The 23,275-nt window shown below is 44.7% G+C and carries 23 protein-coding genes; 9 read left to right on the top strand and 14 right to left on the bottom strand.

Annotation, left to right across the window (positions count from 1 at the left end; translation table 11 throughout):
* Positions 1-6 precede the first annotated feature (6 nt).
* The 6 genes from HRQ91_RS10265 to HRQ91_RS10290 form a co-directional block, all read right to left on the bottom strand.
* Entirely contained in the window at positions 7-933 is a 927-nt protein-coding gene (locus HRQ91_RS10265; RefSeq protein ID WP_210119458.1) for an AdipoR/hemolysin III family protein, read from the bottom strand.
* Positions 934-1,060: 127 nt separating this feature from the next.
* Positions 1,061-1,843 carry a sulfite exporter TauE/SafE family protein gene (locus tag HRQ91_RS10270; RefSeq protein ID WP_210117815.1) on the bottom strand — a complete coding sequence of 261 codons (783 nt, stop codon included), beginning with the start codon at positions 1,841-1,843 and terminating at the stop codon, positions 1,061-1,063.
* Positions 1,840-2,625 (bottom strand): 23S rRNA (guanosine(2251)-2'-O)-methyltransferase RlmB, encoded by a 786-nt coding sequence (gene rlmB / locus HRQ91_RS10275; protein WP_210119459.1) that lies wholly within the window; start codon positions 2,623-2,625, stop codon positions 1,840-1,842. Before rlmB ends, HRQ91_RS10270 begins: the two co-directional genes overlap by 4 nt.
* 4 nt (positions 2,626-2,629) lie before the next feature.
* Positions 2,630-3,136 (bottom strand): YchJ family protein, encoded by a 507-nt coding sequence (locus tag HRQ91_RS10280; protein WP_210117813.1) that lies wholly within the window; start codon positions 3,134-3,136, stop codon positions 2,630-2,632.
* 128 nt (positions 3,137-3,264) lie between these two features.
* Positions 3,265-4,710, bottom strand: coding sequence for a TrkH family potassium uptake protein (locus tag HRQ91_RS10285; protein WP_210119460.1), 1,446 nt, complete (start codon positions 4,708-4,710; stop codon positions 3,265-3,267).
* 2 nt (positions 4,711-4,712) lie between these two features.
* Positions 4,713-6,158, bottom strand: a complete 1,446-nt coding sequence (locus HRQ91_RS10290) for an NAD-binding protein (protein WP_210119461.1) — start codon at positions 6,156-6,158, stop codon at positions 4,713-4,715.
* Positions 6,159-6,503: 345 nt separating this feature from the next.
* On the opposite strand from HRQ91_RS10290, the gene msrB reads away from it, so the two are divergent.
* From msrB to HRQ91_RS10315, 5 genes are all read left to right on the top strand, one after another.
* Entirely contained in the window at positions 6,504-7,583 is a 1,080-nt protein-coding gene (gene msrB / locus HRQ91_RS10295) for a peptide-methionine (R)-S-oxide reductase MsrB (RefSeq protein WP_420832839.1), read from the top strand.
* A 160-nt stretch (positions 7,584-7,743) separates the two neighbouring features.
* Entirely contained in the window at positions 7,744-8,208 is a 465-nt protein-coding gene (locus HRQ91_RS10300) for a peroxiredoxin (RefSeq protein WP_210119462.1), read from the top strand.
* A gap of 6 nt (positions 8,209-8,214) precedes the next feature.
* Positions 8,215-8,745, top strand: a complete 531-nt coding sequence (locus tag HRQ91_RS10305; RefSeq protein ID WP_210119463.1) for a GNAT family N-acetyltransferase — start codon at positions 8,215-8,217, stop codon at positions 8,743-8,745.
* Positions 8,742-9,521, top strand: a complete 780-nt coding sequence (locus HRQ91_RS10310; RefSeq protein WP_210119464.1) for a uracil-DNA glycosylase family protein — start codon at positions 8,742-8,744, stop codon at positions 9,519-9,521. Before HRQ91_RS10305 ends, HRQ91_RS10310 begins: the two co-directional genes overlap by 4 nt.
* A gap of 112 nt (positions 9,522-9,633) precedes the next feature.
* Complete coding sequence (locus HRQ91_RS10315) at positions 9,634-10,593, top strand: bile acid:sodium symporter family protein (protein WP_210119465.1); 960 nt, start codon at positions 9,634-9,636, stop codon at positions 10,591-10,593.
* 83 nt (positions 10,594-10,676) lie between these two features.
* On the opposite strand, the gene HRQ91_RS10320 is transcribed toward HRQ91_RS10315, so the two are convergent.
* The 7 genes from HRQ91_RS10320 to HRQ91_RS10350 form a co-directional block, all read right to left on the bottom strand.
* Positions 10,677-12,356 (bottom strand): UxaA family hydrolase, encoded by a 1,680-nt coding sequence (locus HRQ91_RS10320; RefSeq protein WP_246473219.1) that lies wholly within the window; start codon positions 12,354-12,356, stop codon positions 10,677-10,679.
* A gap of 11 nt (positions 12,357-12,367) precedes the next feature.
* Positions 12,368-13,852, bottom strand: coding sequence for a tagaturonate reductase (locus HRQ91_RS10325; RefSeq protein WP_210119466.1), 1,485 nt, complete (start codon positions 13,850-13,852; stop codon positions 12,368-12,370).
* Positions 13,853-13,964: 112 nt separating this feature from the next.
* A complete protein-coding gene (locus HRQ91_RS10330) occupies positions 13,965-15,251 on the bottom strand; it encodes a TRAP transporter large permease (RefSeq protein WP_210119467.1) in 1,287 nt (428 codons plus the stop codon).
* Positions 15,248-15,769, bottom strand: coding sequence for a TRAP transporter small permease (locus HRQ91_RS10335; protein WP_210119468.1), 522 nt, complete (start codon positions 15,767-15,769; stop codon positions 15,248-15,250). The genes HRQ91_RS10330 and HRQ91_RS10335 overlap by 4 nt, the downstream gene beginning before the upstream one ends.
* 85 nt (positions 15,770-15,854) lie before the next feature.
* Entirely contained in the window at positions 15,855-16,886 is a 1,032-nt protein-coding gene (locus HRQ91_RS10340) for a C4-dicarboxylate TRAP transporter substrate-binding protein (protein WP_210119469.1), read from the bottom strand.
* A gap of 270 nt (positions 16,887-17,156) precedes the next feature.
* On the bottom strand, positions 17,157-18,176 hold the full coding sequence (locus tag HRQ91_RS10345; RefSeq protein ID WP_210119470.1) for a zinc-binding alcohol dehydrogenase family protein: 1,020 nt from the start codon (positions 18,174-18,176) through the stop codon (positions 17,157-17,159).
* Positions 18,177-18,243: 67 nt separating this feature from the next.
* Positions 18,244-18,468, bottom strand: coding sequence for a hypothetical protein (locus HRQ91_RS10350; protein WP_210119471.1), 225 nt, complete (start codon positions 18,466-18,468; stop codon positions 18,244-18,246).
* 135 nt (positions 18,469-18,603) lie between these two features.
* Here HRQ91_RS10350 and HRQ91_RS10355 point away from each other — a divergent pair, with 135 nt between their 5' ends.
* The 4 genes from HRQ91_RS10355 to HRQ91_RS10370 all read left to right on the top strand — a co-directional run bounded on the left by HRQ91_RS10355 (position 18,604) and on the right by HRQ91_RS10370 (position 22,901).
* Positions 18,604-19,629 (top strand): C4-dicarboxylate TRAP transporter substrate-binding protein, encoded by a 1,026-nt coding sequence (locus tag HRQ91_RS10355; protein ID WP_210119472.1) that lies wholly within the window; start codon positions 18,604-18,606, stop codon positions 19,627-19,629.
* Positions 19,630-19,727: 98 nt separating this feature from the next.
* On the top strand, positions 19,728-20,276 hold the full coding sequence (locus HRQ91_RS10360; protein WP_210117796.1) for a TRAP transporter small permease: 549 nt from the start codon (positions 19,728-19,730) through the stop codon (positions 20,274-20,276).
* A gap of 15 nt (positions 20,277-20,291) precedes the next feature.
* A complete protein-coding gene (locus HRQ91_RS10365) occupies positions 20,292-21,575 on the top strand; it encodes a TRAP transporter large permease (RefSeq protein ID WP_210119473.1) in 1,284 nt (427 codons plus the stop codon).
* Positions 21,576-21,596: 21 nt separating this feature from the next.
* Positions 21,597-22,901: a nickel pincer cofactor-dependent isomerase, group 22 gene (locus tag HRQ91_RS10370; RefSeq protein ID WP_210119474.1), complete on the top strand. Its 1,305-nt coding sequence runs from the start codon at positions 21,597-21,599 to the stop codon at positions 22,899-22,901.
* Between the two features lie 39 nt (positions 22,902-22,940).
* On the opposite strand, the gene HRQ91_RS10375 is transcribed toward HRQ91_RS10370, so the two are convergent.
* Positions 22,941-23,078, bottom strand: a complete 138-nt coding sequence (locus HRQ91_RS10375; RefSeq protein WP_210119475.1) for a hypothetical protein — start codon at positions 23,076-23,078, stop codon at positions 22,941-22,943.
* Positions 23,079-23,275 lie beyond the last annotated feature (197 nt).

Genomic DNA, 23,275 nt, shown 5'->3' on the forward strand with positions numbered 1-23,275 from the left:
GCGGATCTAGGGTAATATCGAATACACTGTAAAAAAGCAGAATATATTTGCGATTATCATCAACAGGTGAAAAATACAATTTGTCCAGCGCACTCTTTTCATCGTGTGGAAAAGCTCCGCAACGGCACATGAAACTGCTGCAAGGATTAAAAGTTTAACCGGCACAACTGTAAGCAAGGGCTTAAGCAGTATCAGTTCTGCGATTAAAAGCGCGGCAAATAGCAGCGCAGAGATGCGCATACCGGTTTTTCGTACGGAAGGTTTTGCTTCGAGCGAAGAATAAAAGGCTACCGAAAAAACCGCCAGCGCCCAGCAAAGCCCGAACAACAGCCATCCTGCAGCGCCTCTTATTATCACAAGAGCAAATAAGGACATGATCGCCGACGCATATAAAAAAGCGAAGTCGTACGTAAGAATTCTAAAAACTCTTTTTGCGCTGTACGAACAAAGCGCGTGTGAGAACGTCGACATGAGATAAAGCAAAAACAAAAAAACGCCCGCCAAAGTATAGCTTGTGACAGTCCTTCCGAGAACGGCTTCCGGAGAGAGGTTTACCGCATGCACTATAAAAAGCACAAGAGCCGCAACGGAAAGTCCCGCTCCGATTCCTATGGTAATGGAATTGAACAATTCTTCTCCGAACGAAAAAAGTCTTTCTTCCCTTTTCATTTTGATTTCGTAGGCGATACGAGCTTCGGCTCTTTTTTGAGCTTTCAAAGCCCTGCGTTTCGACCTCTCAGATCTGTATGCGGCGTCGGCTGCGTATTTTGCCTTTAATCTTTCGGGATCCGAAGAAAACTGTATATTCACCTGCCGGATTTCTTCCGCCGCTTTTTCCTGTATATCCTTGATGCGGCATTCCCGTTTTGCTTTAAGAGACTTCAGAGTAGATCTTCTTGCGGCTTTTGCCGCGGCAATGTCCTGTTTGTCCATATCATTCTCCAAATTCATATTTACCTTACGGCCGGCTTTCCGCCGAACTCTATGTAAAACCTGCCGGCGCCTTAAAATCGATCGATGCGGCGAACTAATCGGCGTTAAATCCAAATACTTTATAATATCATACTTTAAGGAAATCCGATACGATGTGAGCGATCAATAACACCGAAACTATAACTATGACCGGCCGTATTATCTTTGCGCCGTTTTTGATAGCCAACCGGGATCCCAAAAAATTTCCGCCGACGGAACAGAGCATACAAGGAATCGCAACCATAAAAAAAACTTTGCCGGCCGCTAAAAACGCCGCCGCAGAACCTATGTTCGAAGCAAGGTTTATAACCTTGGCGGTTCCGCCCGCGGTCAACAAGTTCATGTGCAAAAGAGCCGCCAAGATGAGCGTTAAAAACATTCCCGTGCCGGGCCCGAAAAAACCGTCATACCAGCCTACTATAAGGCCTGTGAACAATGCTCCTGCCGAAAAGATCGGCCGCTTAATCGGCGCTTTTTCCTTTTCAAAACCGAACCTTCGGTTAAAGATCATAAATACTACAACTACAGGCAGGATAACGAGAAGGCATATTTTAAGAGCGTCGGAAGACAAGCGCAATGCGGTTCGCGCACCGAAATTTGAGCCGATCAAAGCTCCTATTGTACCGAAAAGAGCGGCTCTTGCATTTACGCAATTATTTTTAAAATAATTTAAGGAAGCACACAAAGTGCCGAATCCGTTTACAAACTTATTAGTCCCGTAACAAACATGGATCGGGAGACCGGCAAAAATATAGGCGGGAAGAGAGATAAGTCCGCCTCCGCCGGCAACGGAATCGACGAACCCCGCTAAAAAGATAAGCGGACACAAAACGGCCAATGTTACGGGATAGGAATAATGAAGAAACATCATAACCTTTGCCGGTATATTTCATAGAGCAGGACGCCTGCCGCAACTGAAACGTTAAGGCTGTCTATCCTGCCGCATGTAGGAATCGAAACCAAAGCATCGCACTGATCCGCAAGAAGCCGTGAAATGCCTTTGCCTTCGCTTCCCATAACAAGAGCGGTCTTTGCGGCAAAGTTCAATTTTTGAACAGGAACGCCCGAAGAATCCGCGCCGTAAATCCAAAATCCCGCCTCTTTTAAAAGCTGCACCGATCTTACAAGATTTTTTACTGCAACGACAGGCACCCATGCGCTCGCCCCTGCGCTGGATCTGGCTACGACATCGTTGGATCGAACGTCCCCGACGGAACGCCGCTCCGGAACGATGACCAGCGACGCTCCGAATTGATCCGCGCTGCGTAAAATTGCGCCCATGTTATGAGGATCCGTGACGGAATCGAGAACGACGACCGTCAATCTTGCATCGTCGCTCCGATCGATCTTTGCTATCCAGCCGTCAAAATAGACAGCGTTATCCGAATAATCTTCTTCCATCTGAAGGACAACCCCTCTGTGATTTCGGGCATGAGCGTCGAGAGGCAGAGACTGCACCATCTTATCAAGAGTTTCCGAAGCACAAGGCGAACATACAATGCCGGCGCGCTTTGCCTCTTCTATGATCTTTTTTACTCTGGGTCCCGGTTTTGCATAAAAGACTTCCATTGACGAAACTTTTTCTTTGAGTTCCGAAACGGAGCGAATTTTTTCTTCTACTGCGTGAAAACCCGTGTAAAGCTGTTTTGGCATAAAACTAATTGTCGCGTCCGCAGCAATGTTTATACTTTTTACCCGATCCGCAGGGGCACGGATCGTTCCGCCCGATTTTTTTTCCTTCGCGGACAACTGTCGTGGTCTTTAATTCCCCTACGGAATATATCCATTCTCCGTTTATCTTTTTAAAATGTCCCGTTTCATGATGCACGTCTCGTATTTGCTTACGAGTATAAGCCGCTTCAAATTCTACGATACCTTCCGTATCGTTTTCTTTTCCTTTTTCCGTTCTGAGAATCTTTAAGCCGTGCCATGTGGACGTCTTGCTCCAGTCTTCCGTGGCTTTTCGATCGATTTCCGCAATATTTTCGGCGTGCTCGCAAGTGTTGATTATGAAGTCTATTTCATGTTTGACATAGGCCGTATATCTTGCGCGCATTAAAGCTTCCGCCGTCGGCGCAAGAGTTTTTCCTTTGATTATCGGCTCACAGCATTCGCCGAATTTTTTTCCGGAGCCGCAGGGACAAATTTCCGTTTCTTTATTCATGTTCATCAGTATATCAGATCCGTCACGCTCACGCCAGTATGCAAAAATCGGCAAAAACCGGGTGTGCATAAAGAGCCCGGCAAAAAATCGTGGAAAAATTTTCGCGCATATTTATGATTTTGCGCGCCCTATTTTTTCCAGTAGGATTTGGTAAAATATATTATCATAGTGTAAAGTTCAAGACGTCCCGCCAGCATGGCAAACGAATACCACCACTTTACAAAGTCCGGCAAAAAACCGTAATTGTACGAAGGTCCGAATTTTCCGAAAGCGGGACCTACGTTACCCAACATGGCGAGAGCTCCCGTAAAAGAACTTAAGATCCCTACATTCCCCAAGGTGCCGACGAAGGTCGTAACAAATATCAATAAAAAATAAAAATAGATGAACGCCGCAACGTTAAAGACCACATCTCTTCTTCCGGGCTTTCCGTTGAGATGAATTGTAAAAATTCCGTGCGGATGAAGCATGCGAAGAATTTCATTTGAACCCTGCTTTGCAAGTATGACCCAACGGATAATCTTAACGCCTCCCGCCGTAGAGCCCGAACATGCGCCTAAAAAATAAAGGAGAAATATCACAAACTGTGCGGGCGGAACCCAAAGGGTATAGTCGGCTGTGGCGAATCCCGTGGTAGATATGATAGACACTACGTTAAAGGCAGCGTGCCTGAGCGAATTTATAAAGCTGCCGAACTGAGGCTTTATAAAAAAGGCAACTGCTAACGATGAGATTATAAAAACCGTCGCGTAAGCCTTAAGTTCCGTGTTTTCACGTATATCCTTAAATTTTCTGCTTACGGCGTAAAAGTACATCGTAAAATTTATGCCGCTCAAAAACATGAACACAGTACAAATCCAATCAACCGCCGCAGAATTATATCCGCCTATGCTCGCGTTTTTCAGCGCAAACCCGCCGGTACCGAGGGTTGCAAACGCAATGGAAGCCGAATTTACGAAATCGAGGCCCGAAACCATAAGAAGTATCGTCTGTATAGCCGTCAAAACAACATAGATGATCCACAAAGCCTTCGCCGTATTAGTGATCTTGGGCGTAACTTTTCCCTTTTCAGGGCCTGTGGTCTCGGCCTTTATAAGCTGAAACCCTCCGACCCCCAACAGCGGCAAAAAAGCAACCGTAAGAGCCACGATTCCCATGCCGCCCAGCCAATGCATAAGGCAGCGCCAAAGATTTATGCTCTTCGGTAAATCGTCCACATTTTCCAAAATGGTGGCGCCCGTCGTAGTAAATCCGCTTACGCTTTCAAAAACGGCATCCGCAAGACGCGGGATGCAGCCGCTTGCCATAAGAGGAACGGCGCCTAGAAGGCTTGCAAAAATCCACGAACACGCGGCAATTACAAACGCTCCGCGGGTCGAAAGGCTTAACTGTTCGCCGCGCCCCGAAACGACGCTTATTATTCCTAAAATCACTACTATGATCATAGGTATTAAAAAGACGGGAACAATTTCATATTCCTTGTACGCTAAAGCGACAAAGATAGGCATCAAAAATGAAAGTCCTACTATGGCGAGAAGAACGAATATTATGCGGAGAAAAATCTTTACTGTCATCTTTATTTTGCTCCATTAAAAACATCGAGGATCCGCTGCGTTTCGCTTGTTTTCGTTACAAGGATCAACGTGTCTCCCGCAGAAAACGCGGTATCTCCGCTCGGTATTACGAATTCCTTGGTTCCCGCTTTTTGCAAAAGAAGCACTAAAAACGACCCCGGATCGGCAACGTCGCGCAAAAGCTTTCCCGTAAGCAAAGACGCCGGCGGCAATACGTATGAGATCACTTCGTGTTCTCCGTTGGTTATAGTGTGTATTCCCGTTACAGTTTTGCCGCGCAAGTGGCTCATTATGCTGTCAATAACAGAATCCCGCAACGGTATGGGAACATTTATTCCGAGTCTCCGCGCGATATCCGCATATGCGGAACTTGCAACCAGACTTATCGTCTTTCCTACGCCCATGGATTCAAGATATGCGGCCAAAACCATATTCATTTCGTGATTGTGAGTAGCGCAGATAACCAAGTCATAGGTGTTCAGTTTTTCTTCCTGAATAAACCCCTCGTCCATCACATCCGCACAAAAAACGCTGGCTTCCGGGAAACGCTGTGCGGCAGCTTTGCACAAGGCTTCGTCTCTGTCGGCAATTAACAGATCCTGAGAAGTCTTTAATGAACCCTTGTTACCGAAAAGTCTTGAAATCAATGTAGTCTTTTTGTGCTGGACTATCTGTTCGGCTACGATAGTACCTATTCGCCCCGCACCGACAAGCGCGATCTTTTTTATTTCTTTGATATTGAATCCGAAAAGAGAAAAAATTGAAGTCGCGTTTTCCTTCTTTGTCAAAAGGCCTATGCTGTCGCCCTGATGCAAAACGGTCGCTCCGCTGGGCAAAGACGCAATCCCTTCCGATTCAACATATGCTATCAAAAACGGTTTGTCCGTCAAATTTCGAATTTCTATAAGATTTTTTCCGTCTACCTTGCTGTCTTTTTCCACCCTAAGTCGGATCAATTCAAAATCGGAATTATCAAAGGTAAGAACGTCGCTTACGGCTCCGCTGCGGACTGCTTCAACGATGGCGTTTCCCGCTTCGACGTCAGGATGAATCATAAAGTCTATCCCGTAAAGAGGTCTGTGTTCTCCTCCGAACGTTTCCGCATGCTTTGTAACTGCGACGGAGGTATTTATGTAATACGAGTAATTGCGGACTCTGGCAATTTTAAGGATATTAGGATAAACGGCGTCGGCAAGCGAACAGGTTATCATATTGACTTCGTCGCTTTCCGTAACGCAAATAAGAGCATCGCATTTAGCAATCCCCGCATCCTCCAAAACTTCAAGGTTGTTTCCGTCCGCCTGTATTACGGAACAGTCAAGCCTGTTCGAAGCGTGACGTACCGTTTCTTCGTCGTTATCGATAAGAATAACATCGTTTTTTTCATTTATAAGACGTTTTGCAAGCTGTACGCCCGTAAAGCCGCCTCCTATTATTATGATTTTCAAATAAGTCTCCTAAAATTTGTTTTATACTCGTAAATATCATATACATATTTTAAAAAAAGTAAAATAGAATATAGCTTACCGGCAGTTTTCTGCCGGACTCATCCGCATGCGCCGCCAGCCGTCATGAAGACTTTTTCGTAAAAAGACGACAAACGACGGTAAATGCCTTGAAATTAAAAGCGGACGCAGGCAAGCTTTCACTTCTTGGCAAGAAGCAAAAAAAAGTTTATCCCAATGATATTTTGGTTTTGACGGCTTTAAGGGTAGGCACGCATAGCGAATTATTCTATTGAATCAACCTGTAACCTTTATTTCGTACTATTATTTATAAAATAGAGTATAAATATGAAACGATTACAATGTATAAAAACGGTGTATGCATTTTTATGTGCGTTTGTTCTGTGCGCGTCTTGCGCTAAACCGCAGGATAAAAGCGTTTTGAAAATCGACCGAAAAACTGCAAACCCGGGCGGAAAAACGATGAAAAACGAAAAAGAAATCTACCTTGCAGGCGGCTGCTTTTGGGGCGTCGAAGCGTATTTCGAGCGTCTTCCCGGCGTCGCGATGACTGAAACGGGATACGCAAACGGAAAGACGAATAAAACTACATATCACAAATTGTCCGAAACCGATCACGCCGAAACCGTCCGCATCGTTTACGATCCTGCGACAATTACGCTGGAAGAACTTCTCGCCCACTATTTTAGGATCATAGACCCTATTTCCGTGAACCGGCAGGGAAACGACAGTGGCCGCCAGTACCGCACCGGCATTTATTATACCGACGCAGACGACGAAAAGGATATACAAGCTTTTTTGGATTTTATGCAAAAAAAATATCCCGCACCTCTCGCCGTTGAAAAAGACGTTGTAAAAAATTTCGTTCGCGCCGAAGATTATCATCAAAAATACCTCGATAAAAATCCCGGCGGCTATTGCCACATCGATTTGAGTCTCGCCACAAAACCGCTGTACGATGAAAGCCGTTTTGCAGTGCCCGATAAAGACGCTCTGAAGAAAAAGCTCTCTCCTCTTCAGTACGACGTAACACAGCATCAGGCAACCGAACGACCCTACACGAGCGAATATGACGCTTTCGACGAAAAAGGAATCTACGTCGACATCGTAACGGGGAAACCGCTTTTTTCTTCAACCGACAAATACGACGCCGGCTGCGGCTGGCCGAGTTTTACAAAGCCCATAACGACCGAAGCGGTCGACTACGAAAAAGATACGAGTTTCGGCATGCTGCGTACCGAAGTGCATTCCCGAACGGGGAACTCTCATTTGGGACACGTGTTCGACGACGGGCCTAAAGAAGATGGCGGGCTTCGCTACTGCATAAACGGAGCCTCTCTCAAGTTTATCCCCTATGCCGACATGGAAAAAGAAGGCTACGGCGACTACATGCCCTATGTAAAATAAAGCCGCAAAGTTTCGTAAAGGACGTCTGTTATCATCTTTATTTTCATGATAGAATAAAAAACAACGTGTGCAAAGAGCGCACAAAAACACTGCGAGTTCTATGCGCGGGGAACTTTGCGCTCGCCGCAAGTTGCGCGTTGCTCGAAATTACAGCATTTTTATGGGAGATAATATGCTTTCTGAAAACACACCGGCGCCTGATTTTTCTTTGCAGGATCAGGACGGCACGATAAAAAGCCTTTCGGACTACCGAGGCAAAAAAGTGATTTTATATTTTTATTCTAAGGATAATACTTCCGGCTGCACAAAACAGGCGTGCGGGTTTTCCGAATTGCGGCCGCAGTTTGAAAAAAAAGGAGCCGTCATTCTGGGCGTCAGCAAGGACAGCGTCGAAAGCCATAAAAAATTCGCAGCAAAACACGGCCTTTCATTTACTCTGCTTTCGGATCCCGAACTGAAAGTTCTTAAAGCCTATGACGTTTGGAAAGAAAAAAACATGTACGGGAAAAAAGTTATGGGCACCGTCCGCACAACATATCTTATAGACGAAGGCGGAATGATAATAAGGGCTTCGGGAAAAGTAAAGGCGGAATCCAACCCTGCCGATACGTTAAAGCTGATATAACTCAAAATGATTCTACGCTATGCCGCGGTAAACGATATCGACGACATCATAAAGATTGAAACATCCGCTTTTATCCGTGAAATTCAAGAGGATAAAAACGTCTTTGAAGAAAGAATAAAAATTTTCCCCGGCGGATTTATAATATTTGAAACGGAATCTCCTCACGCTGCGGCGGGATATTTCAGTTCCGAGCGTTGGAAATTTGTGCCCGAAGATGATGAAGATTTTAAAATCGGGCATTCGATACGAAAAAAACATGATCCTTACGGCGGCGTTTTATACATAACGTCGTTCGCCCTTTTTCCGCAGTTTAGAGGAAGGGGAATGGGGCCGTCCGTTTTTACCGCATCCTTGGATTTTATCATTAAAAACGAAGCCGCCTCAGGCAGACCTTTAAAAACACTGCTTCTCATGGTAAATGAAGAATGGAAGAGAGCCGTTAATATTTACATAAATTGCGGATTTAAAACAGTCCGTAAAATAAGCGGCGTTTTTCCGCATTCGGACGGCCTTATCATGAAAAAAGATATTTTATGAATAAAAATCAATGGCAAGCTTTTTGCAATTTTAGAAAAGAATTTAAACTGCAGTGCGAAAGCTGGTCCGCGCTGGCTTCCGATCTAAAACCGCTTCAAAAACAGGCGGCGTCAAACGACACCCCTGATTATGAAGTGGAAACTCCAGTTGTCTATAACCTTGATTTGGACAAATTTACTCAGGACAGCGATATCCGCTTGATCGTTACGGGCGATAATCCCGGAAAAAACGAACAACTCGCCGCAAACAGGCGGTATTTGGTAGGGCAAGCGGGAAAGATCGCGGAAGGATTTTTCCGGCGCAATAAAGAACTCGGCATAGATTTTCGCAAAAACGTGCTTATACTTAATAAGACGCCGGTGCATACCGCAAAAACGGCGCACCTGCGCTGCCTCGTGCGCTCAGGCGACGACAGGATTTTAAAACTCATAGAGCAAAGTCAAATATGGATGGCAAAAAAGACGGCACAGCTTCACCAGGCGCTTTTTGAAAACCTTGAACCGGGGACGCCGGAGCTTTGCCGCGTGCAGCTTTGGCTTGTAGGCTATGCGGAACTAAAAGGAAACGGAATATTTTTGCCCTATAAAAATGCGCTTTTTTCTTCATATAAAGAGCACGCCGAGGCCTGGCATGCGGTGCGCGTTTATCAGCACTTTTCAATGAACAGGTTTTCGATCGATTTAAACAGCCTCTCGGAAGCGGACACCACCCCCTCTATGTATGAGAAATTGCAGACCCTCGGAGCAAAACATCGAACGGAAATTTTCGGAAATTAATTTTCAGGCTGCGTAGTCTCCGTGTCGCGATGTACTGCGGCCGTATTCAGCGTCTCAGCCGGCAATCGATACGACAATTGCATGCGCAAACCTTTAAGATTATAATAGCGTCATGGGTCGATCTTTAATTTCGGAGTTCAACGCCGCTCTTGAAAAACTTATGCCCTTTCTCACGCTTTCCGGTCTCATAATAGGATTTTTGCTCGGATCAGGAGCCGGCCGCTTTTCGGCTTTTGCCGTACCCCTTTTTGCCTTTATGACCTTTTCCGGCACGATAAACATGAATGTTTCGGATTTCAAGCATACTGTTATGCATCCCATGCCCATATTCATGTTTTTGATTGTCTTTCATCTTATACAGCCGTTTACGGCTTGGACTGCGGCAAGTCTTCTTCTTCCCGGCGACTATCAAATAGCGACGGGGCTCGTCTTGTTATACTCTATTCCCGTAGCGGTTTCATCCTCGATCTGGACGAATATATTTCACGGAAACATTCCTCTTAACATAACTTTGATCCTCATAGACACTTTTTTGGGTCCCGTAGTAACCCCGCTCATAGTAAAAATCTTTTGCGGCGCTGAAATCACTATAAATTCCGCTTCCATGTTTATGTCTCTCGTTTGGATGATAGTAGTTCCGTCATGTTTGGGAATAGCGGTAAACCAAATTTCAGGCGGAAAAATTCCTCAAAAATTTTCTCCCATTTTGAAACCCGCTTCAAAGATCGCGCTTTTTTGCGTTATCATCATAAATGCGGGAAAGATAGGCCATTCTTTGCACTTCGATATGCTCTACGTTCGCACGGGACTAATAACCCTTGCGTTATGCTTTACGGGATTTTTTATAGCGAACATTTTTGCAGGCATAATCAAGCTGCCTTACGATCAAAAGGTTTCCTTTGTATTCAGCGCAGGAATGAGGAACATAAGCGCGGCTTTAGTCATAGCGATAACTTATTTTGAACCGCGCTGCTCGATTCCCGTGGTGATAGGAATATCGTTCCAACAGCTGCTCACGTCAATAAGCGGTAAAATTCTGCTAAAACCTGAAACCGCAACTCAAAAAAAATAATCTATTCGTGCGGGGAATTCAATAACTTCGGTGCCGTAAACCCCACCCAGGCGCCGCTTGCAGTTTCGGCTTGAAGCGGCGGTCTAAAGCGTTACTCCGTTTTTAAAGATCGCTATCTCTCTATAACCGTTTATCTCGTTTCTTGCAGACTTTTTGCCGGAAGCCACATCGCATATGAGCTTTATAAGATCGTCTCTAACGCCGTCCACATTTCTGTCGAGCATCTGCGAGGCGTCAAAATCAATCCATCCTGATTTCTTTTCCGCCAAGGGATGATTGGTCGCAATCTTTATCGTCGGAACGGGAGCACCGAGAGGGGTTCCGCGTCCGGTAGTAAACAAAATAATGTGCGCGCCGGCAGCCGTCATATCCGTAGTTGAAACGATATCGTTTCCGGGGCCTTCCAAAAGGTTCAGTCCTTTTTTTGTAATCCTGTCGCCGTATTTAAGCACACCGCACACAGGCGCCTTTCCCCCTTTTTGAACACAACCCAGGGATTTGTCTTCAAGCGTAGTGATTCCGCCCGCCTTATTGCCGGGAGAAGGATTTTCATACACTACCTGCCCGTGCTTGGTAAAATAATCTTTAAATCCGTTTATAAGATCTACGGTTTGATTAAAAAGGTCGCGGTTTACACAGCGGTTCATAAGCATCTGCTCGGCGCCGAACATTTCAGGCACTTCCGTAAGCATTACGGAGCCGCCCATCGCGGTAAGAGCGTCGCACACTCGTCCCACCAAGGCGTTGGCGGTTATTCCGCTTAAACCGTCGGAACCTCCGCATTTCATTCCGAGTACAAGCTCGTTCATAGGAACCTGTTTTCTCTTGAATTTTCCGGCATAAGAGGCCAACTCCGTCAAAAGTTTGCGTCCCTCGGAAATTTCATCGGCAAAGTCTTGAGCCTTTAAAAATTTTACACGCTCGGGATCAAAGCCGCCGAGCTCTTCCAAAAACTGCTCGCTTGTAATGTTTTCACATCCCAAACTGACAACTAAAACCGCGCCCGCGTTAGGATGATGAACCAGATCCGCCAAAATTTTACGCGTCGTAGCGTGATCCTCGCTCATTTGAGAACAGCCGTAAGGATGCGACCACACAAAAAATCCTTCCAGTCCGCCGTCTTCTTTAGGACCGACTTCTCCGCCGCAGAATTTTCCGTTTGCCCACATGGCAAGATTTTCTGAAATTTTATTTACGCAGCCGACGGTAGGAACGATCCAAACTTCGTTCCGCACTCCTATGCGGCCGTCGGCGCGTTTGTAGACATTTATGGACGGTATGTGTTCGCTGAAATAAGCTGTGTCTTTTTTCCACGATTCAAAGGCCTCTTTTGCGCCCTTTTCATCATAAGAATATGTGGCTTCTTCGGAAAGCAAGGTTCTTGTGTTGTGTACATGCACGTGAGAGCCTTTAAGGATGTCGGTTTTTGCAGCTCCGATCGGATAGCCGTATTTTATTATGGGCTCTCCGCTTTTTATGTTTTTTAAAGCGAATTTATGACCCGCAGAAATTTCTTCTTTAAGCGTTACCTTCACTTCATTTGCATTACCGGAAGCCTCTACCGTTACATCTTCCCCCTTTTTAAGAGGGGAAAGGGCGACCGCTACGCTGTCCGAAGGGTGTATGCGTATAACTTTTTTTCCGTAGGTTTGCACTTCGTTTTCAAAAGCCGAGGATTCGGGAACGCCGCAGGCATCTTTGCGTTCCGCAAAACCGCCGCACGAACATTTACAATTTTCAGATTTATTACTCATAGCGTCCATATCTCAAAAATTTATCGGTTGGCGACGGAATCGAGAGCTCTCTTTATTCCGTCTTTTTGAATTGCAGCCAAGTACCCTGCAACGGTTTCTTCAAGCCCTTCGTATTTTGTCAAATCCTCTTTCCAGAATTTTTCATGCTTTAAAACCGCTTTTGCCAGTTCTTTGGGGTCACGGGTCTTTGCGTACAGGTCTTCAAAGAATTTAAGAGAATCCGTGTCGTCCTGCAATTTTACGGCAACTCCGCCTCTTTTATGAACGGTTGTCATTTCGCGGTCGGCCGTTACCTTTCCTTCGTACAAAGCGATTATAGAAGCAAGGTCAAACGCAAGAACTTGCGGAACCTTTCCTTCTTTTTTGATAAATCCCGTTACCGAAGGAAGATCGCGGACGGGGAATTTTGCCGTCGTGTTAAGAAGAATGCTTGAAAGTTCGTGTTTGATAAACGGATTTTCAAAACGCTCCAAAACATTATTCGCATAATCTTTGAGAGCCTCTTTATCGCCGTCCATAGACGGAATTATCTCGTCAAACAGGCCTTTTTTGATGAATTTTATCATGTTTTTGTCGATTATGCTTTCGCGGACGGTTTCAAGCCCGTAAAGATATGCGGGCGGCACAAACATCGTATGCGTGCCGTTTAATATGCGTACTTTGCGCGTGCGGTAAAAAGACATATCCTTTGTCCATATAACGTTCAGTCCCGCATCCTTTAGAGGAAGTTCCTTCGAAAGTTTATCGAGGTCGCCCTGCGATTCAATGACCCACAGATGGAAAATTTCAGCCGAATCAAGAAGGTTGTCCTTGTATCCCTGTTCGCTGCAGATCTTTTCGGCTTCTTCTTTAGGATAGCCCGGAACGATGCGGTCGACCAAGCTGTTACAGAACATACAGGCTTCGTTCACCCATTTTGTAAAATCCGCTTCAAGGTTCCATTCTTTTGCGTAGTCAAGTATTATCCGTTTTAAATTATCGCCGTTTTTTTCGATCAATTCGCACGGAATAAAGACCAGTCCGCTGCTCGCAGAACCGTTAAAAGCTTTAAAGCGGCGGTACAAAAACTGACAGGCCTTTGCAGGAAACGATGCAGGCGGTTTGTCGTCCAATTTGCATCCCGGAGCGTAAGATATTCCGGCTTCCGTCGTATTTGAAACCACAAATCTAATGTCCGGGCTCTTGGCGTAAGCGATGTAATCGTCATATTGATCGTAAGCTTTTATACATTTACTCACGGACGTTATGACGCGACGCTCGTCAACTTTTTTTCCGTTTTGGATTCCGCGAAGAACGGTGGTATACAATCCTTTTTGTTCGTTTATCATATCGCTGAGCCCCCGCTGGAGCGGCTGAACGATTACGACGTTTCCGTTAAATTTTGTCTTTTCGTTGGCAACGTCGATCTGCCAATCGACAAACGCGCGCAGAAAGTTTCCTTCTCCGAATTGAAGAACTTTTTCAGGACGGGAAACAGGATTCTTTACGTCAACAATAGATTTCATATTAAGTCTCCTCTAATTTTAGTACGGCTATTGCATGCTCTATGATATAATAGTCTTTTTACGCTTTTTGACTACTGCTTTTACATGTTTTCGATCAATTAAAAAGCTTTTATCAGTAGATCAGAGATACTAATCCCGTCGTAAACACGGGAACAAACGTAAACATAAGCAGATCGAAAAAGAGCAAAATATAAAAAGGCACCGCCTCTTTTATAAAATCCTTAGTCTTACAGCCGGTAATACTGCATGTAACGAACATAAGAGTTCCCATGGGCGGCGACAAAGCTCCTATGGCGTTATTGAAAATATACATCATCGCAAAATGAATTTCATCAATTCCGTAGGCGGCCGCAATGGGAGCCAAAAGGGGAACCAAAACTATCATAGACGCATTGCCTTCTATGAACATTCCGACCAGCAAAAGAAAGACGTTTACGATCATTAAAAAAACATACTTACTCTTTATGGACGCTACTATCCATTCGGTAAGCTGCTGAGGAATTCTTTCTTTTGTGAGAACCCACGAAAACACGGTTGCAGACGCCACAATGAGCATTATCGAAGCCGTAGTAGCGGCCGTTTCCTTTAGACCAATTATCAGGTTTTTAACTTTCAGATCCTTGTAGCCGAACCCCAGAATGATAGCGTAAATTATCGCAACAGCTCCGGCTTCCGTAGCCGTAAAAATACCGAGTCTTATGCCGCCTATGATTATGACGGGAAGACACAATGGGGCTATGGCGGGAGGAACGACTTTTTTATAATCTTTGGCCGTCATCCGCGTTGTGCGAAGCGGCGCATATCCGCGGCGTTTGGAAAGCCATGAGACAAGCATCATCATGGTTACGCAGAGGAAAAAGCCTACTCCAACTCCCGAAACAAACAGTTTGCCGATGGAAACATTTGCAATACACCCGTACAAAATCATAGCTATTCCGGGCGGAATCAAAGGCGTTATCATGGAAGACGTTGCGGTAACAACCGTAGAAAAAGCCTTGGAAAACCCTTTTTCTTCCATTTCGGGCACAAGCATTTTTGCTTCCATCGCGGCATCTGCAAGGTTCGATCCTGAAAGCCCGCCCATAAGGGTCGACAAAAGGACGTTGACCTGCGCCAATCCGCCGGTCATGCGGCCGGTTATCACGCTGCAAAAATCCATTATACGCCTTGTTACGCCCGTGTAATTCATAAATGTTCCGGCGCACACAAAGAACGGAACGGCAAGCAGGGAAATGCTTTCCGCTCCAGTTATCGCATGCTGAGCGAATACGATTTGATTTATTCCGGGATTAAAGACAAAGTATAGTATTGAACCTCCCAAAATCGAAATAAAAACCGGTACTTTTAGGAACAGCAAAAGGAGCATCGTCACTGCGGATAAAATAATTAAAAAATTCATTTCTCTTCCCCCTCTTGCGATCTTTCCATACTTTCTTTAGAGCGGTATTTTACCCTAAAATAGTTCCACAACATCACGATGCAAGAAACTGGCGCTATTCCGTAAACTATAGTATAAGGAATCCCCAACATGCTGGTGCTTCTGCCGCTTCTGACAAAAAGAGAAACAAATCCTATGCTTTGGTAAAACAGATACAAAAGAACTGCGACGACCACCGCGTCTATAAAAAACTCCGTCGCCTTTTGCAACTTGAGAGGAAACAGTTCCACAACCATTTCGATAGCGACATGATTTTTTGTCCTGAACGCGCCTCCTGCAGCGGCGAACACGATCCATACCATACAGAAAAGCTGAACTTCTTCAAGCCACGTAAAGGGACTGCCCAGCACATAACGCATGATAACGCCTAAAAACGTTAATATTATAAGAACCGTAAGAGCCAAAGAAGCTACCATAAAATCCAAGTTCGACAATATCGCTCTTACTATTTTACATTTTTTTCCGCATTGCTTTTTCATAATTACCCTTAAGAAAAATATCTTTGACGAATCAAACTAAAAACAGATAAGGCTGCAAATAATGCAGCCTTCACAATAAATCGACTCAGTTTTCTCCCATCGCTTTTCTTACGGTTCGATACAAGCCCTGAGACCAGCCGAATTGACTTCCTTTGTCATAAAACGGCATGGCCGCATCTCGGAATTCTTTTTGCAGAGCCGGCGTCATTTCTACAACCTGAACGCCTTCCGCTTTCATTTTTTTCAAATAGTCGTCTTGCGCCGCATCCTGAAGCTTGTTGTTGTAAACGCCGGCTTCATTACCCGTTGAAACAAGAAGTTCTTGCTGGCTCTTCGTTAAAGAGTTAAACATGGCTGCGGAACATACCCATGTGGTAAAGTTTTTTACGTGTCCGTCCAAAATGAGATATTTTGCGACTTCCTGCAATTTACGGCCGTAAAGAGTAGACAGCGGATTTTCGGCTCCGTCGATCGTCTTTGACTGTAAGGCCTGGTAAACGTCGCCGAGGCTCATTCCCGTAGCGGCCGCGCCGAGCACGTTCATTCCTTCAGTCTGAATCTGATTTGAAGGAACGCGAATCTTCATGCCCTTAAGATCCTTTACGCTTTTTACAGGTTTAACCGTTAAGGTGTGGCGATCGCCGTAGATCCAGTTTGAAGAGACAAGTTTAAGTCCTTTTTTCTCCAACAGACTGCTCTGCTGCTTGTACCAATCGCTTTCTATCAATTTCCAGCACTGATCCCAGTTTTCAAACAAAAAAGGACCGAATACTATACCCATATCCTTTACGCCGTAGTCGGCATAAAAGGCTCCGTCCGCCAATGTCATCACGGGCTCGCCTAAAAGCATGGAGTCGATAAGTTTATTCTTGCTGCCGAGTTGACTATCAGGAAACAGTTCGATTACCAAAGAGCCGTCTCCCTTTTCCGCAACAAGGCTCTGCCATTTTTTCAGAGCTTGTCCTACGGGCTCGGACATCGAATTTTCAAATCCTATCTGAATTGTCATCTTTTTGGCGGCGGACGATTCGTTCGCTCCGCCTGCAAAAACCATACCGACAACCGCAACACTCAACGCCAGAAAACACACAAATTTACGGCTTCCCTCTTTCAACATTTAAACCTCCTTAAAATTGCACTAGGAAGAAAAATTTCAATTTTCGACCAGAGCAATTCGTGCGATCTTCGCGCACAGTTGATAAACCAAGGAAACTGTCCAAATTTTTTGGACAGTCCCAATTTTCACCAGTTATAATTCAAGTTTTCAAAGAAAACTAAAAACCCATTGCGCGCTGCTTATTTTTACCTAATAAACTTTTTTGACTACTGCTTTTCCTGCAAACCCGCGCCAGGCAAAATTCAAGGCGGGTTTGCAAATCGGAATTCTTTATGTAAAATCTATGAGAACTTTGAGCATGGTTCCTTGGTTTGCGTCAAAATCTCCGAATGCTTTTGCAGCGTCTTTAAATTTATAGACATTCGTAATTATCTTTTCCAAGGGCGCTTTTCCGGCTTTTACCAAATCGATCAGTTCTATAAAATCTTTTTTCAGCGCATTACGCGAACCGTAAACGTTCAGTTCTTTTTTTTGCAACAACGTAAAATTAAAATCGGCGTTTTTCTTTCCCACACCGATCTGAACAACACGCCCGCCGAAACAGGCGGCGTCTATACAATTTAAAAATGTGGAAGGAAGTCCAACAGCTTCCGCCGTTACGTCGAAACCGTTGCCGTCGGTTATTTTATTTACGGCTTTTAAAAAGGCTTCGGGATCCGTGTTTAAAATCGTGCCGTCTATTCCGAATTGTTTGGCGATTTCAAGCTTTTTTTCCGCAACATCGGAAATCCAAACCTTCGCACCCTTTGCCTTTGCAGCCACAGCTGCAAGAACGCCTATGGTTCCGGCTCCCATAACAAGGACTCTTTCTCCTTCTTTTACGTTGCACCGTGAAATTCCGTGATAGGATATGCAAAACGGTTCGATAACTGCAAGAACTTTAGGATCAAGTCCCTTGCCGTCATAAATACGTTCAAGCGGCATCGTTATATATTCTGCAAAACCGCCTTCCCTTTGAACGCCCATAGTCTGGTTGTCCATACATGCATTTACGATGCCGTGCCTGCAGGAATAGCACTTTGTGCAATTGAAATAAGGATTGCAGGTTACGATCATTCCCTTTTTAAGGCAGTATTTGTTTTCGTCTATTTCGACGATTTCGGCCGAAAACTCGTGCCCCGGAACACGCGGATAAGAAAAATATGCAAAAGTTCCTCTGTAAGATCCCAAATCGGATCCGCAAATTCCGCCGTACAGGGGTTTTAACAAGGCTTCTCCCGGCTTGCGGGTGGGTTTTTGAATATCCTTGATTACGACTTCTTTAGGATTATTAATACAAATAGCTTTCATAGGCTATAACTCCCGTATCTTACTATATAACACGATAAAACATCACCGTGTATAAAAATACTATACCTTAACATACCTCGATGTCAAATTCTTTATAGGGAGCGGCTCTTGCAGCAAGTGTGATTTTTTTGCCTATTTCCGTGCCGCCCGCATACCCCTGCATCAGCCCATACCAGCCGCCCATATCCGTATTGACAAATTTCCAATCACGGTAAAGAATAGGGCATCTTAAAAAACTCGCGGTGCAAATGCCGCGGTTGAGCTTTGGGGTAGGACTAACCTTACCTTGCATATCTTGTTTTTAAAACGCACCATTTCATCGAACAACGAAACTGTCGAAAAATTTCGAGTTTTATCATCTCGAAATTGATATTAAAATCAATGGGGAAACGCATTAAAATGTCTTCCCCGCAAAGGAGAGAAAAAGATGAAAAAGTTTTTAATCGGATTCATCTTGTTGGTTGGGCTTGTCGGGATCGTATCTGCAGCAGATGCAAAATCCGGCAATAAAAAAGCAGCTGCAAAGACTGTAAAAATTTCCGTAGGATACGAAAACGCCACTACGGAACCTGCAGCGAAGGCCGTAGAAATGTGGGCAAAGCTGGTTAAAGAAAGAAGCAACGGATCTATGGAACTCGCATTGTTCCCAAATTCCGCTCTCGGAAAAAAGACGGAACTCATCGATCAGATGATCACGGGCGAAGCTATGATCACCGTTGCCGACGGAGCTTTTTTAGCGGAATACGGAGTTCCCGATTTCGGTATTTTTTATGCGCCGTTCGCATTTGAAACATGGGACGAAGTTTGGAAGGTTCTTGGAACTTCTTGGTATAGAGATCTTTGCAACACTTTGGCAAAAAAAGCCAACATACGCGTCTTAACTTCAAACTGGATCTACGGGGCGAGAGACATCATATCCACTAAAAAAGTCGTAGTGCCCGCAGACCTCGCAGGTTTAAAGATGCGCGTTTCTCCGAACAAACTTTCGATAGACAGCTTTAAGTCCCTTGGAGCCGCCGCAATCGGAATGGATATGGGCGAAGTGTATCAGGCTTTGCAGTCAAAGACTATTGACGCCGTAGAAAATCCCGCGGCACCTCTTGCCAACAGATCTTTCCACGAAGTTGCAAAATATCTTTGCGAAGATCATCATATTCTTGCCGCTTCAATGTGGATCTGCGGAGAAAGATTCTTTAAAACTCTTTCGGCGGAACAGCAGAAAATTCTTATGACAACGGCCGACGAAGCGGGGCTTTTCAACAACGAACTTCAATCCGCGGCGACGGAAGATGCAAAGAAAAAGATGATTGCCGCAGGCGTTACGATCACAACTCCCAACGCTGCAGAAAAAAAGGCATGGGTTGACGCCGCACAGAAATTCCTTAAAACGGGCGGGAAGTCTCTGGGTTGGTCCGACGGACTTTATGATTCCGTCCGCGCTGCAGTAAAATAAGAAGGTTTAAAAGCCGCCGCTGAGACATCGCGGCGTCTTTTAACTTCGAGTTTGCCTTTAGGCAAACGTCGCTTATTAAACTAAGGAAATAGAACAAAATGTCTGATAAAAAGCAAGCAAATGCCAAATCAATTTTGAGGTACGTGGATATCTACATATCCTCAGCGGCTTTGATCGTTTTGATCGCGATTACTTTCTTGGGCGTCATAGCGCGATACTGTATTGGCTCGCCGTTCGGCTGGACTGAAGAAATGCAGGCTTTTTTAATAGTCTGGGTTGTCTTTTCAGCTGCCGGCGCGGCTTTCCGCACCGGAAATCATTCGGCGATAGATATAGTATATGTGTCCGTCCCAAAGAAAGCCCATAAGGTTTTGGATGTTTTAATTGCCGTAATTTCGATCTTGGTCTTATGCTATTTAGCCTATACAACGGTAATATACTTAAACTTGTTTATGGCAACCGGCCGAAAAACTTCGGTTTTACAGATTCCTTATATTTTTATTTATTCCATAGTTTTATTGTCCTGTGTTTTACAAATCATAAATTTCGTCATGGTAAATATTTTGGGAAAATGGGACGAATCTGTGGATCTTATTGAAGAAAATAAACTCACAGGCAGTGAATTTTCGGGAACCGACGATAAATAGAATAGGAGAAATAAAATGAATCTGATCGCCGTATGCGCAATAGTGTTGCTAGTGCTTTTATTTATGAAAGTTCCCGTTTACATAGCAGTACTCGGAGCCTCCGCCGTTTATACAATTTTCAACCCTTCAATCAACCCGATGATCTTTGCGCAAAAAATGATAAGCGGTACGGAAGGTCTTTCCCTTCTGGCTATACCGTTTTTTGTTTGCGCCGGCATATTTATGAACTATACCGGCGTCACAAAGAGGATCATGCATTTTTGTGAAGTCATGACTTCCAGAATGTACGGAGGGCTCGCCCAAGTCAATGTTTTGCTTTCAACTCTTATGGGCGGCCTTTCCGGTTCGTCATTGGCGGACGCCGCCATGGAATGCAAAATGCTCGTTCCCTCTATGGTCAAATCAGGCTTTTCGCTGTCTTTTTCGGCGGTCGTTACCGGCGCTTCGGGAATGATAGTCCCTCTTATTCCTCCGGGAGTAGGCCTTATAATATACGGCGTCATAAATAATATTTCCATCGGAAAATTGTTTGTGGCCGGCATCGTTCCAGGTCTTACGATGACCGTCACTTTAATGATTTTCGTCAGGTTCTATTCGAAAAAAAGAAATTATCTTCCTAAACGAACTACGAAAATTTCCGTAAAAGAAAAAATCGATGCCCTGCGCCCCGCGATTTGGCCCCTCCTTTTACCTATCATAATCATTGGAGGCGTGCGGCTGGGTATTTTTACCGCAACGGAATCGGGAGCCGTCGCAATCGCTTATGCGCTGTTTTTGGGAATATGCTATAAAGAGCTTAAACTAAAAGACTTTTTACAGGGATGTAAAGAAGGCGTCATAACTACTACTTCCATAATGCTGATAATAGGAGCGGCAACTTGTTTTTCATGGATTCTTACAAAGGAACAGATTCCGCAGGCCGTTTCGGCATGGATGGTTTCCATAATCCGTAACAAGTACGTATTCCTTATCCTTGTAAATATATTCCTAGTTATTGTAGGAATGTTTATCGAAGGCAACGCTTCGATGATCGTTTTGGCTCCGATCTTAGCGCCTGTCGCGGCACAATATGGAATTGATCCGATCCATTTCGGAATGGTGTACATATTCAACTGTACTATAGGAGCTTTTACGCCTCCGATGGGAACTTTAATATTTGTTTGCTGCGGAGTTACGGGATGCTCCACAAAGGAATTTATAAAAGATTCCATACCGTTCTACTTTTTATTCTTCATCGATCTTATATTGATCACATTCTTCCCGCCGCTTTCGACAGGATTGGTCAATCTAATCTATTAGCAACTTAAAGAAGGAAAATATATGAAATTTGATGCCGAAAATCGTAAAATCGTCAGTGATTTGGTAAAAGACACTTATCTGCCTAAGATGTTTAAGATTAAGCAGGTGTTTCCCAGACCGCGCATAGAAATAAAAGACATACCGCTGTCTGTCTTTAACGCTTTGGATGAAAACGGTTGCGGATCCAAGGTAAAAAAAGGCATGCGTATAGCGATTACAGTAGGTTCCAGAGGAATAAGCAACGAAGCATTGGTCGTAAAAAGCATTGTCGATTGGGTGATCCTACAAGGGGCAGATCCCTTTATAGTTCCTGCGATGGGAAGCCACGGCGGCGCCACTGCCGCAGGACAGATTGGAATCCTTGAGTCATACGGGGTTACGCAATCGTATTGCGGCTGCCCCATTCTGTCCTCGATGGAAGTCAAAAAAATCGGCAAGACCGAAACGGGGCTCGACGTATTTATAGACAAGTATGCGGCGGAAGCCGACGGCATCATCGTAAACTGCAGGATTAAACCGCACACGGCGTTCCGCGGCCCTTATGAAAGCGGTTTTATGAAAATGATGGCCATTGGACTGGGAAAACAATACGGCGCGGAAGCCTGTCATGAAGCGGGATTCAAAAACATGGCAAAAAACGTTCCCCTGTTCGGCAATGCAATACTAAAAAATGCTCCCATCCTTTTCGGTTTAGGCGTTATCGAAAACGCATATGATGAAACATGCTCGGTCGTAGCCTTGGATGCAAAGGATATAGCCGAAAAGGAACCCGGATATCTGGATCAGGCTAAGGCAAACATGCCGAGAATTCTTGTAGACGAGTGTGATGTTCTTGTCGTAGACTATTTGGGGAAAAATTTCAGCGGCGACGGCATGGATCCCAATATAACGGGAACGTTTTGCACTCCCTATGCGACGGGAGGAATCAAAAGTCAACGCGTCGCGGTTCTTGACTTAAGCGAAGAAACTCACGGCAACGGAATGGGGGTGGGTTACGCAAGCGCAACTACGCAAAAAGTATTTGACAAACTGGATCTTGGCAGCATGTATCCCAATGCAATAACGTGTACCGTTTTGGGAGGGGTGCGCATTCCGATCATTATGGCTACCGAAAAAGAAGCCGTTCAAATTTGCGTCAAAACTTGTAACGAGATCGATAAAAACAACCCGAGAATCGTACGCATCCCCAACAGTCTGCACATAGAGCATATCTTTCTTTCAGAATCGTATTACGAGGATGCAAAAAAGAATCCTCAGATCGTAATCGAAAGCGACCCTAAGCCTATTACGTTCGACGCGGCAGGAAATATCCTGGACGGATATTGATCGATCTAAAAACTACCGCAACGCTTTTGCGTTCGCGCATTACTCCGGCGGATTAAGCGGCATTGGGGCTATACCGGTATGTTTATCATACGCTTCAATGCCGCCGTTCTCCGCATATCTTATGCCGATGTTATCATCATCAGTCGTCCCTAATAAAATCAATTTTATGCCTCCCATTTTTTCTCACGTAAAAATCTAATCCAAATGTGCAAACCCAAATGCGCATTCTTTTCATATAATATATTCAGTGATATACTGTTCAACTAAGGAGAATACCATTGAGATTTTCTAAGTTACCCTGCACTTTGTTTTCCTTTTCCGAGCGACAGCTTTTCACAATAAACACCATAAAAACACAACCTATTCAATATCGA

This window comes from Treponema parvum, assembly GCF_017893965.1.
Lineage (GTDB): Bacteria > Spirochaetota > Spirochaetia > Treponematales > Treponemataceae > Treponema_D > Treponema_D parvum.

Bases quoted from the DNA above. Each gene is read 5' to 3' on its own strand.
- HRQ91_RS10265 (WP_210119458.1), bottom strand. From the start codon at position 933: ATGGACAAACAGGACATTGCCGCGGCAAAAGCCGCAAGAAGATCTACT.
- HRQ91_RS10270 (WP_210117815.1), bottom strand. From the start codon at position 1,843: ATGATGTTTCTTCATTATTCCTATCCCGTAACATTGGCCGTTTTGTGT.
- rlmB (WP_210119459.1), bottom strand. From the start codon at position 2,625: ATGCCAAAACAGCTTTACACGGGTTTTCACGCAGTAGAAGAAAAAATT.
- HRQ91_RS10280 (WP_210117813.1), bottom strand. From the start codon at position 3,136: ATGAATAAAGAAACGGAAATTTGTCCCTGCGGCTCCGGAAAAAAATTC.
- HRQ91_RS10285 (WP_210119460.1), bottom strand. From the start codon at position 4,710: ATGACAGTAAAGATTTTTCTCCGCATAATATTCGTTCTTCTCGCCATA.
- msrB (WP_420832839.1), top strand. From the start codon at position 6,504: ATGAAACGATTACAATGTATAAAAACGGTGTATGCATTTTTATGTGCG.
- HRQ91_RS10300 (WP_210119462.1), top strand. From the start codon at position 7,744: ATGGGAGATAATATGCTTTCTGAAAACACACCGGCGCCTGATTTTTCT.
- HRQ91_RS10305 (WP_210119463.1), top strand. From the start codon at position 8,215: ATGATTCTACGCTATGCCGCGGTAAACGATATCGACGACATCATAAAG.
- HRQ91_RS10310 (WP_210119464.1), top strand. From the start codon at position 8,742: ATGAATAAAAATCAATGGCAAGCTTTTTGCAATTTTAGAAAAGAATTT.
- HRQ91_RS10315 (WP_210119465.1), top strand. From the start codon at position 9,634: ATGGGTCGATCTTTAATTTCGGAGTTCAACGCCGCTCTTGAAAAACTT.
- HRQ91_RS10320 (WP_246473219.1), bottom strand. From the start codon at position 12,356: ATGGACGCTATGAGTAATAAATCTGAAAATTGTAAATGTTCGTGCGGC.
- HRQ91_RS10325 (WP_210119466.1), bottom strand. From the start codon at position 13,852: ATGAAATCTATTGTTGACGTAAAGAATCCTGTTTCCCGTCCTGAAAAA.
- HRQ91_RS10330 (WP_210119467.1), bottom strand. From the start codon at position 15,251: ATGAATTTTTTAATTATTTTATCCGCAGTGACGATGCTCCTTTTGCTG.
- HRQ91_RS10335 (WP_210119468.1), bottom strand. From the start codon at position 15,769: ATGAAAAAGCAATGCGGAAAAAAATGTAAAATAGTAAGAGCGATATTG.
- HRQ91_RS10340 (WP_210119469.1), bottom strand. From the start codon at position 16,886: ATGTTGAAAGAGGGAAGCCGTAAATTTGTGTGTTTTCTGGCGTTGAGT.
- HRQ91_RS10345 (WP_210119470.1), bottom strand. From the start codon at position 18,176: ATGAAAGCTATTTGTATTAATAATCCTAAAGAAGTCGTAATCAAGGAT.
- HRQ91_RS10350 (WP_210119471.1), bottom strand. From the start codon at position 18,468: ATGCAAGGTAAGGTTAGTCCTACCCCAAAGCTCAACCGCGGCATTTGC.
- HRQ91_RS10355 (WP_210119472.1), top strand. From the start codon at position 18,604: ATGAAAAAGTTTTTAATCGGATTCATCTTGTTGGTTGGGCTTGTCGGG.
- HRQ91_RS10360 (WP_210117796.1), top strand. From the start codon at position 19,728: ATGTCTGATAAAAAGCAAGCAAATGCCAAATCAATTTTGAGGTACGTG.
- HRQ91_RS10365 (WP_210119473.1), top strand. From the start codon at position 20,292: ATGAATCTGATCGCCGTATGCGCAATAGTGTTGCTAGTGCTTTTATTT.
- HRQ91_RS10370 (WP_210119474.1), top strand. From the start codon at position 21,597: ATGAAATTTGATGCCGAAAATCGTAAAATCGTCAGTGATTTGGTAAAA.
- HRQ91_RS10375 (WP_210119475.1), bottom strand. From the start codon at position 23,078: ATGGGAGGCATAAAATTGATTTTATTAGGGACGACTGATGATGATAAC.